This window comes from Sulfuriferula sp., assembly GCF_054605375.1.
On record NZ_JBTSEG010000029.1, the window covers coordinates 25,326 to 34,507 of the forward strand.

At 51.7% G+C, this 9,182-nt stretch carries 9 protein-coding genes; 1 reads left to right on the forward strand and 8 read right to left on the reverse strand.

All coding sequences use genetic code 11. The features are described 5' to 3' along the window. Positions 1-17: 17 nt before the first annotated feature. Complete coding sequence (fliR, locus tag ACYCZJ_RS13715; RefSeq protein WP_461554792.1) at positions 18-809, forward strand: flagellar biosynthetic protein FliR; 792 nt, start codon at positions 18-20, stop codon at positions 807-809. Between the two features lie 12 nt (positions 810-821). Here fliR and ACYCZJ_RS13720 read toward each other — a convergent pair whose 3' ends face one another. The 8 genes from ACYCZJ_RS13720 to ACYCZJ_RS13755 all read right to left on the reverse strand — a co-directional run bounded on the left by ACYCZJ_RS13720 (position 822) and on the right by ACYCZJ_RS13755 (position 9,074). Beyond that, positions 822-1,841, reverse strand: a complete 1,020-nt coding sequence (locus tag ACYCZJ_RS13720; RefSeq protein ID WP_461554793.1) for a GGDEF domain-containing protein — start codon at positions 1,839-1,841, stop codon at positions 822-824. A gap of 181 nt (positions 1,842-2,022) precedes the next feature. Continuing rightward, positions 2,023-3,237 carry an EAL and HDOD domain-containing protein gene (locus ACYCZJ_RS13725; RefSeq protein ID WP_461554794.1) on the reverse strand — a complete coding sequence of 405 codons (1,215 nt, stop codon included), beginning with the start codon at positions 3,235-3,237 and terminating at the stop codon, positions 2,023-2,025. A 207-nt stretch (positions 3,238-3,444) separates the two neighbouring features. After that, the gene (gene cheZ / locus ACYCZJ_RS13730; protein WP_461554801.1) at positions 3,445-4,101 is read right to left on the reverse strand and encodes a protein phosphatase CheZ; all 657 of its coding nucleotides are present in this window, start codon (positions 4,099-4,101) and stop codon (positions 3,445-3,447) included. A gap of 22 nt (positions 4,102-4,123) precedes the next feature. After that, positions 4,124-4,522 carry a chemotaxis response regulator CheY gene (gene cheY, locus ACYCZJ_RS13735; RefSeq protein WP_461554795.1) on the reverse strand — a complete coding sequence of 133 codons (399 nt, stop codon included), beginning with the start codon at positions 4,520-4,522 and terminating at the stop codon, positions 4,124-4,126. 107 nt (positions 4,523-4,629) lie between these two features. Further along, positions 4,630-5,703: a protein-glutamate methylesterase/protein-glutamine glutaminase gene (locus tag ACYCZJ_RS13740; RefSeq protein ID WP_461554796.1), complete on the reverse strand. Its 1,074-nt coding sequence runs from the start codon at positions 5,701-5,703 to the stop codon at positions 4,630-4,632. Positions 5,704-5,749: 46 nt separating this feature from the next. Beyond that, on the reverse strand, positions 5,750-6,358 hold the full coding sequence (gene cheD / locus ACYCZJ_RS13745; RefSeq protein ID WP_461554797.1) for a chemoreceptor glutamine deamidase CheD: 609 nt from the start codon (positions 6,356-6,358) through the stop codon (positions 5,750-5,752). Then, positions 6,355-7,230: a CheR family methyltransferase gene (locus ACYCZJ_RS13750; RefSeq protein ID WP_461554798.1), complete on the reverse strand. Its 876-nt coding sequence runs from the start codon at positions 7,228-7,230 to the stop codon at positions 6,355-6,357. Before ACYCZJ_RS13750 ends, cheD begins: the two co-directional genes overlap by 4 nt. A gap of 128 nt (positions 7,231-7,358) precedes the next feature. Beyond that, complete coding sequence (locus ACYCZJ_RS13755; RefSeq protein ID WP_461554799.1) at positions 7,359-9,074, reverse strand: methyl-accepting chemotaxis protein; 1,716 nt, start codon at positions 9,072-9,074, stop codon at positions 7,359-7,361. Positions 9,075-9,182: the final 108 nt, after the last annotated feature.

The following is a 9,182-nucleotide window of genomic DNA, read 5'->3' on the forward strand; positions in this document are numbered from 1 at the left end:
ATTTTTCATTTTAAACCGTGATTACCCTTACCAGCGCCGAACTGAATACCTGGATCGCTGCATTTCTCTGGCCGCTCACCCGCATTCTCGGACTCATTGCCGTCGCCCCTGTATTTGGCAATACCAGCATACCGGTTCAGGTAAAAATCGGTATTGGCGCCATGCTCACACTGATCGTAGCACCGACCATTCCGGCGTTGCCGCCGGTGGAACCAATGTCTTTCGCCGGTCTGTTCATCCTCGTACAACAGCTCATCATCGGTCTTGGCATGGGTTTCGCGATGCGCGTCATTTTTGCCGCAGTGGAAATGGCAGGCACCATCACCGGCATGACCATGGGGCTGAGCTTTGCAAGCTTTTTCGACCCTCAGTCACAGGGACAATCAAACTTCGTCAGTCAGTTCCTATCCATATTGGCAACACTGGCTTTTCTGGCACTCAACGGCCATTTGCTCTTGCTGGCAGTGCTGGCACATAGTTTCACTACCCTGCCCATTTCTACCTCACCCATGAATGGCCAGGTATTCAAGCAAATAGCTGACTGGGGTGGCATGATTTTCAGCGCAGGGGTTCAGTTATCACTGCCTATGGTGGCCGCCCTGCTGATCACCAATATTGCATTGGGGATACTGACCCGCGCGGCACCGCAACTCAACTTGTTCGGCATTGGATTTCCGATCACCCTGACGATCGGTTTTGTTATCATCGGGCTAGCCCTGCCCTATCTGGCCACTCCGCTGGAACATCTGCTCCAGCAAGGCATCGAGATGTCAGCACGAATAGCCACACCCGCACTCAAAGTGCCATAACGACATCGCCAATTAAAATAGTTCGATATCGCCTTCGGCAGGGGCCACGCTGGTCAGCTTGCCTTCCTGCAGCAACTGCTCGTAGGCGCACACCTGATTGCGACCGTTTTCCTTGGCATAATAGAGTGCCTGATCCGCCTGACCGATGACGGTCGTCGGCAAATCCTGTTCGCCGATAGTCACCATACCCACACTGGCCGTAATCGCCCCAACCTGTGGAAAATGATAGGATTCCACAGCTTTTCTGAAACGTTCCAGAACGGTCAGCCCGATTGTCAGATCGACGTCTTTCAACACAACCACGAATTCTTCCCCACCGTAACGGAAAAGCTGGTCGTCATCACGAAAAGTACGGGTCATGATTTGTGCAAATAGCAGCAATACTTCATCGCCATAGAGATGACCGAACTGATCATTTACCTTTTTGAAGTGATCGATATCCAGAATAGCCAGACAACATTGGGTTTCTTTAACATCCGACACACGACGGCCTGCATTTCGCGCAGACATAACTGAAAAGATGCGCTCATCAAAGGTTTTTCGATTCAGTAAACCAGTCAAGGTATCGTGTTCGTTATCATTGATCAGTTGCAGATAATTTTGATAAATATTCAGAAAACTGGCCGCCACCGCCTGGTCTTTTTCGATATAGGAATCATTCCGGACAATCAAAAACCCGACAACGCCGTTCACCCCCATTAGTGGGTGCATGACTCTTACACCAGCGCCCTCTTCAGTGGCGACAAGTTGCTGCCCGGTAGTGAAGCATTGCAACAAATCAGGGTCGTCTTCGACGCAATGCGGAATGTGACTCCCATTCCCGGCTTCACGGCTGCGATTGGGGTCAATTTCGACCAGCAGCTTGAGCATGTGCCTATCGGATTCCCCAGATATTGCAAACAACATGATCCGGCTTGCCGGAATAAGCTCCTGCAAGGTTTTAATCAGACATATTTCCAGGGAGTGCTGGTCGCGCAACGAGGTCAGTCTGACGACCGACTCAAGCAGATGTGAAGTGTTGTATTTCGTCATGCGCCAGACTCCACGAGATTCCAGAATGACTGGAAAATACCCGGTAAACATCCGGATACCTGTCCCTATTATTCCTTATTTTGGCTATTTTTTAAGTAATTGATCCATTAGTCCCAGTCTGGACTACGCTTACCGGACTGCAACGAATTGATCAAACAGGACCGTTCTGAACTGGTTATGCCTACAAATCCAAATTGTTAGCCCATGCAATCGCCAGCAAGTGCTTTTGGCTGACCTGTTCAGCATCAAGCTGTAAAGTAGCTGCCAGCCGGCCTGCACACCCGTTGCTTCTTTCGCACGCTTCCGCCAGTGCCAGAAAATCTCCGTAAATACCTTCACGTGCCAGCAATGCCTGCGACATCGCTTCAGGTAATTGAATCTTGTCCAGCACCTCGGCCATCGAAATGCCCAGCAATTGGTCCAGCAGCGAAAACAGACCCGCTACAAACAGATTGTCCAACTCGCTTTTAGGCAGGCAAGTTTCGCCCAGCAATTCGGTAAATCGGCCACGGATAAGCGCTGTCCGCATCAACAACCGTGCTGATTTGCTGGCACCAGCCGTTGCCAGCAACACGGAAAGCCAGCGATACAGAGGCGTATACCCAAGTACCTGAATAGCATGGCGCAGTGATTCGATCTCGCAACCAAGGCCAAATCCGGCCGAATTGATATAACGCAATAATTTATAGGAAATGACCGGGTCGCGTTTTAATACAGGCTCGATCTGACGAACATCTGCGTTCTTCCTGATCATCTCCAGCAATTGCACGACCAATACCTGCGAAGTATTCAGGCCTTTGGATCCATTATCCGGCCGGGATATTGACTGGAAGGAGCCCGCCAGAAAATCAAAGCCAAGCAGTACGCATGCATCATAATCCTGCCAGCTGGAAATATTGCGTGCCACTTTTATTACTGGCAAGTGTTTGATCAGGGCATATTGCCTGGCTTGCACGGCAAAATCAGCCTCGCTGAAAGATAGCTCAACATGGGTAGCCACAGAGAAGAGCGCCTTGTCCGCTACAATGCCTTCCAGCCCGCGTAATGAGATGCCGAAACCCAGTTCGCGCAGCGCCTTGAGCGCAGCCAATATCGCAGCTTCGTTGCAGTCACCTGCATTCACACACAGTACGATGTTTTCAGCAGGAAAGGCATGGAGGTCATCCGACAGAATGAGCGCTGGCGCCGCTTCCAGGAACAGCTTTTGATCGCCTAGACGCCAATTTACCTGCTCATCGTTGATGATACCGACAAGCAGGCAGGCCAGTTTTTCAGGGGATTCTACTACAGACCTGCAGGCATCAATCTCGGCTTGCTGCCACACAAGCGAATAGCCTCTGATGCTCTGCTGGGCATCCAGCACCGGTTCTCGCACGACAACATTCATTTCAGACATGGAATAGTAACTATGGTATTGAGACGAAATAATCTGGCAGAACCTTTAGTCCGTAACTAGGCTTGGCGGAAAACCACAATTTAACCGCGAAGCGACAAGAAAGCAAAAGACGGGTTCGGGTTACCCGCCTGAATGCGGTTCTGTCTTTACCATTCAGGTTCAATGCCAGACCAGAGAACAAGCCGGATTCAGGGTATAAAAACCAATTCAAAATCCCAAGCTATCCAGCAGGTCATCTACCTGACCCTGATCAGCAACGACTTCACTGTTGCCTGCGGGATTAATCTGCGGGCCATTGAGCAAACCATGGTTGGCTTCGCGTCGCATCTCTACAGTGGGAGGCGCGTAGTCAATTAACAGCTGAACCAGTTGCTGTTCCAGACCGTGCGCCAGGTCGGTCACTTTGCGGATGACCTGACCGGTAAGATCCTGGAAATCCTGTGCCATCATGATATCAAGAAGTTGCTGTTTGGTTGCGCTGGTATCCAGGCGCATGTCGACAAGGCACTGCATGGTAAGTGTTGCCATGTCGCGATAATCCGGCTCTGAAAAAGGCGCTTTCAGCACGGATTGCCATCCCTCATAAACTTCGCTGGCACCCTCGTCTATCCTTTCCTGCAAAGGGATTGCGGCATCGGTGGCATTCAGCACACGCTGTGCAGCCTGTTCGGTCATGCGCGCGACGTAATTCAGTCGTTCCCGGACGTCGGGAATATCATGCGTTGCCTTTTCCAGAACTTTGTCGAAACCAAGCTCACGCAAATTTTCGTGCAGACTGCGCGTCATCTGGCCTATACGGGCCATCACCTCGTCGTGCTGGTCGGAGCCAATATTGGCTGAGTGGCAATTGGTATCAGTTGCCACATGTGGGAGTGGTGTTGTCACATCAGGCTCCCGCTTTTTCAAGTTTCTCGAAAATCTTGGAGAGTTTCTCGTCCAGCGTGGCTGCTGTAAAGGGCTTGACTACATAACCATTGGCACCAGCTTGCGCCGCCGCGATAATGTTTTCCTTCTTTGCTTCCGCCGTCACCATCAACACGGGTAATTTCGACAGCGCAGCATCGGCACGGATATTCTGCAACATGGTGAGTCCATCCATGTTGGGCATATTCCAGTCAGACACTACAAAATCAAAATTTCCCGCTCTTAATTTTGCCAGCCCGTCAACGCCGTCTTCAGCTTCTTCAACATTGGAGTAGCCCAGCTCTTTAAGCAGATTGCGTACAATGCGCCGCATGGTTGAGAAATCATCAACAACCAGAAATTTGGTATTCGGATCAGCCATAGAAATGCTCCAGTAATTCTTTTGAATCGGATAATCGGTTATCGGCTATTTGGGTTCAAACTTGAATCCACAAACCGGAGGATATCTCTCTTGCACGAAGCTGCATATCAGACCCGCAATGCGCGGCTTGAATGCGTGGAAAAATAGTTCATCATCATGCCCGGCAATTCCTGCAGCGGGCCAACCTCATGCGTGGCGCCCACGGCAATCGCTTCTTTTGGCATGCCAAACACCACACAACTTGATTCATCCTGCGCGAAATTATAGGCACCCGCATTTTTCATTTCCAGCATGCCGGCGGCACCATCTTTGCCCATGCCGGTAAGAATGACGCCCACCGCATTCTTGCCGGCGCTGATTGCAGCCGAGCTGAACAGCACATCCACTGAAGGACGATGACGGTTCACCGGCGGCCCCTGATCAAGCTTGGTCATATAGTTCGCGCCGCTGCGCACCAGCAGCAAATGCGAATGCCCCGGGGCTATATAGGCATGTCCGGGCAGGATGCGTTCGTCTCCCTCCGCTTCCTTGACGGATATTTTGCACAACTTGTCGAGCCGGTTTGCAAATGAACGGGTGAATCCCTCTGGCATATGCTGCGTAATCAGAATACCAGGGCAGTCCGATGGCATCTGCATGAGAAATTCCTTGATGGCTTCAGTACCGCCGGTAGAGGCCCCGATAATGATCAGTTTTTCACTGCTGGTGAGCGGATTGCGAACCGGCGCTAGCGGTCCATCATGTGAACCATGCACTCCCGTAATAAGCGTGCGAGGCTTGATTTTTGCGCGCGACGCGATACGAATTTTTTCTGCGATCAGGTTGGTATATTCACGCATGCCGCTCTGGATGGACAGCTTGGGTTTGGTTACAAAATCCACGGCGCCCAGTTCCAGCGCACGCATGGTGATTTCCGATCCGTTCTCGGTCAGCGACGACACCATGATGACTGGCATAGGGCGTAGCCGCATGAGCTTTTCCAGAAAATCCAGGCCGTCCATTTTCGGCATTTCCACGTCCAGTGTCAGCACATCCGGATTGGTCTGCTTGATCAGGTCACGTGCGACGATAGGATCCGGTGCCACACCCACCACCTCCATATCCCACTGGCTATTGATGATCTCGCTCATCACGCTGCGGATCAAAGCGGAGTCATCGACAATCAGCACCTTTATCTTCATGTTGCCTGCTTTCCGGGCATCGCCCTTATACATTCATGCCTGGCGATCAAAAAAGATCAATATCGCCGCTCACTGGACTGGTTTTGAGCTGGCTGGCGTATTCCTGCTCGCGCTTCACCAGCGTGTAGTTGTTCAGTTGTTTGAGTTTTTTGACCAGCACCTTGCCGGTGCGGGGAAAAAAATACACCTTGCGCGGGTGAATATCATTCAGGTCTTCGGCTATGATCCGCATATTTTCTGCACGCAGGTAGTCGCGCACGAACTGGGCATTGCGCTCACCCACATTGATCGTAGTAAACCCCCGCAACACATTGCCGCCACCGAATACTTTTGCCTCCATATTCTCGCGTCGCGCACCGGCTTTGAGTAACTGATTGATCAATACTTCCATGGCATAGGCACCATAGCGCATCGAAGCCGACAATGGACTATTGGCCTCGTTACCGCTATCCGGCAGCATGAAGTGATTCATGCCACCGATGCCCGAAACGCGGTCACGTATACATGCCGCCACACAGGAACCCAGCACGGTCACAATGAGCATTTCCTTGCCGGTGTAATAATATTCACCCGGCAATATCTTTGCTGCGTCGCAATCGAACGTCCGGTCATAATAAACATTGGTCGCAAAATGCTCTTCAATCGCAGGATTCATATGCCATTTCTCATACCTGCCGCGCTATGACGAGGATCCAGCTCATAAACCGTCTTGCCGCGCAGCCTGAACGCATCGGATGCATACATAAAGTTTTCGGAGTGTCCGGCAAATAATAAACCTTGCGGCTTCATTAACGGCGCGAATCGGGACAAAATTTTTCCCTGCGTTGGCTTATCAAAATAAATCATGACGTTACGGCAAAATATAGCATCGAATGGCCCGCTAATTGGCCACATGCTTCCCAACAGATTAAGCTGTTTAAATGATATCAGCTGGCGCAGTTCAGGGCGTACCCGAACCTGACCGGCGCGATCGCCTTTGCCTTTCAGGAAAAACCGTCTGGCACGATCCTTGGGCATCTTGTCCAGCCGGTCCAATGTATAAACGCCATTAGAGGCTGTCTCAAGCACCTTGGTATCGATGTCCGTTGCCACGATGGTTACGGGTGGTGTAAGAGTATCAAATACCTCGCACAAGGTCATGGCGATCGAATAAGGCTCTTCTCCGGTCGAACTGGCCGAACACCAGATCGTCAAAGGCTCTTTCATTTTTCGCGCATGTTCGGCCAGAATCGGGAAATGGTGCGCCTCCCGGAAAAAAGAGGTCAGATTGGTGGTCAGGGCATTGGTAAACGCCTCCCACTCATCCTCATCACGCCCGCTTTCCAGCGTATCAAGATATTCCGTGAAGGAAGTCATGCCCTTTGTCCGCAAGCGTCGTGCCAATCGACTATAAACCATCTCCTGCTTGCTTTCGCTCAGCGAGATTCCAGCTTGCCGGTAAATTATGGCACGCACCCTGGCAAAGTCACGCGGTGTGAACTCGAATACCTTGTCGGTATCCACTTTATTCTGCCATCCAGCCTTCATGCCGAGTTTTTCCTTAATGCCATGCTGGCTTACCGAACAATCGCCCCTCAATAATCCCGGCCAGCGCGAACACTAGCCGGGAATTTTCTTATGCATACAACCCATCGCACTTACGCTATTGGCATTGCCTAGAACTCTTCCCACTCCTCACTGCTACTGCTGCCCCCCATGGCTGCTTTTTTTAGTTTCAGCGCGGGTTTGGCAGGCACTGCCCTCAATTTAGGCCGATCCTGACTACGCGTCAGGGTGTTGTCATTTTGCGAATGACTCATCACCGGTCCGTTTCCACTCAGCTTGAAGATGCTGACTACTTGCGCCAGGTTACTGGCCTGGTCGTGCAGGGATTCCGAGGCCGCGGCCGCTTCTTCCACCAGTGCGGCATTTTGCTGGGTGACTTCGTCCATCTGGCTCACCGCCTGATTGATTTGCTCGATACCCGAGGTTTGTTCCTGACTGGCTGCGGTGATTTCACCCATGATGTCGGTCACGCGTTTGACGCTTTCCAGTATCTCGGTCATGGTGGCGCCGGCTTGATCAACCAGTTTGGTGCCCACTTGAACTTGGTCGACGGAGTCTTCGATCAGGGATTTGATTTCCTTGGCTGCACTCGCCGAGCGTTGTGCCAGGTTGCGCACTTCGCTGGCCACGACTGCGAAGCCTCTACCCTGCTCCCCTGCCCGCGCTGCCTCCACGGCAGCATTCAAGGCCAGGATGTTGGTCTGGAAGGCGATGCCGTCAATGACGCCAATGATGTCGGCTATCTTTTTCGATGACGTATTGATTCCGTTCATGGTATCGACTACTTGCGATACGACGCTGCCGCCTTTGACGGCGATATCCGATGCTGTCGCTGCCAGCTGGTTGGCCTGGCGTGCATTATCGGCGTTCTGTTTCACTGTGCTGGTCAGCTCTTCCATTGAGCTGGCGGTTTCTTCCAGTGAGCTGGCCTGTTCTTCGGTACGCGAAGAGAGGTCCAGATTGCCCGCCGCGATCTGGCTGGAGGCGGTTGCGATGGTGTCGGTACCGGTACGCACCTGGCCAACGATCCTCGACAGGCTGTCGTTCATGTCTTTCAGGGCTTGCAGCAGCTGCCCAGTTTCGTCTTTCGATGTCACTTCAATTTGGCTGGTCAAATCGCCACCCGCAACCGTTTGGGCGATCTGCACTGCCCGGTTGATCGGACGGGTGATCGAACGCGTGATCAACCACGCAGCCAAGCCACCCAGCAACAGGGCTAGTCCGGTTAAACCGAGCATGACTTTATGGATATAGGCAAAGGATGAGGCGGCCTCTTTGCGCGTTTGCTCATTGATTTGCTTTTCAATATCCAGTAATTTTTCTATCTCGGCCAGCCAGTTTCTGGTAGCCGGCTCCGCTTGCGTCAAAAGCACGGTGACTGCTTCGGATTTTTTTCCCTGTGCTCCCAATGCAAGAACCTGATCAATCAGCGGCATTGCCGAATCCTGCAAGCCCTTGATTTTCAAAATCTGCTCCTTCTCAACTTCAGTGGCACCCGGCAACTCATTGAGCATCTTCTCCAGTAGTGCCTCAGCCTCGGTAGATTGCGCGCGCGCCACTTCGATCTTGCTGCGTTCCTTGTCGAGGTCAGCCTGATCGGTGAGCAGTACCGTGTTACGGGTATAACTTGCGATATCACGTACTTTGCTGCCAACAGTATTAGTCAGAGCCAATTCGCGATTATTCACATTGACGATACCTTCCAGGCTCCCCTGAATGGCATCCATCTCGGAAATCCCTTCGATCGCGATGAAAAGCAAAAGCGCCAGCATCAAGCCAAATCCAATACTTAGTCGCACCCCTATTTTCAAATTTGTCAGTAACATTTTAAATACCCTCATTTATTAAAATTTATCTACATTAAAGTTAAGGATGCTCTGAACAACCCCGCCTGCCGCGCAGCAGCAGACGGCTCCGCTTCAAATTTTCAAACG

Coding starts and splice junctions, on each gene's coding strand:
- ACYCZJ_RS13720 (WP_461554793.1), bottom strand. CDS start 1,841: ATGACGAAATACAACACTTCACATCTGCTTGAGTCGGTCGTCAGACTG.
- ACYCZJ_RS13725 (WP_461554794.1), bottom strand. CDS start 3,237: ATGTCTGAAATGAATGTTGTCGTGCGAGAACCGGTGCTGGATGCCCAG.
- cheY (WP_461554795.1), bottom strand. CDS start 4,522: ATGGCTGATCCGAATACCAAATTTCTGGTTGTTGATGATTTCTCAACC.
- ACYCZJ_RS13740 (WP_461554796.1), bottom strand. CDS start 5,703: ATGAAGATAAAGGTGCTGATTGTCGATGACTCCGCTTTGATCCGCAGC.
- cheD (WP_461554797.1), bottom strand. CDS start 6,358: ATGAATCCTGCGATTGAAGAGCATTTTGCGACCAATGTTTATTATGAC.
- ACYCZJ_RS13750 (WP_461554798.1), bottom strand. CDS start 7,230: ATGAAGGCTGGATGGCAGAATAAAGTGGATACCGACAAGGTATTCGAG.
- ACYCZJ_RS13755 (WP_461554799.1), bottom strand. CDS start 9,074: ATGTTACTGACAAATTTGAAAATAGGGGTGCGACTAAGTATTGGATTT.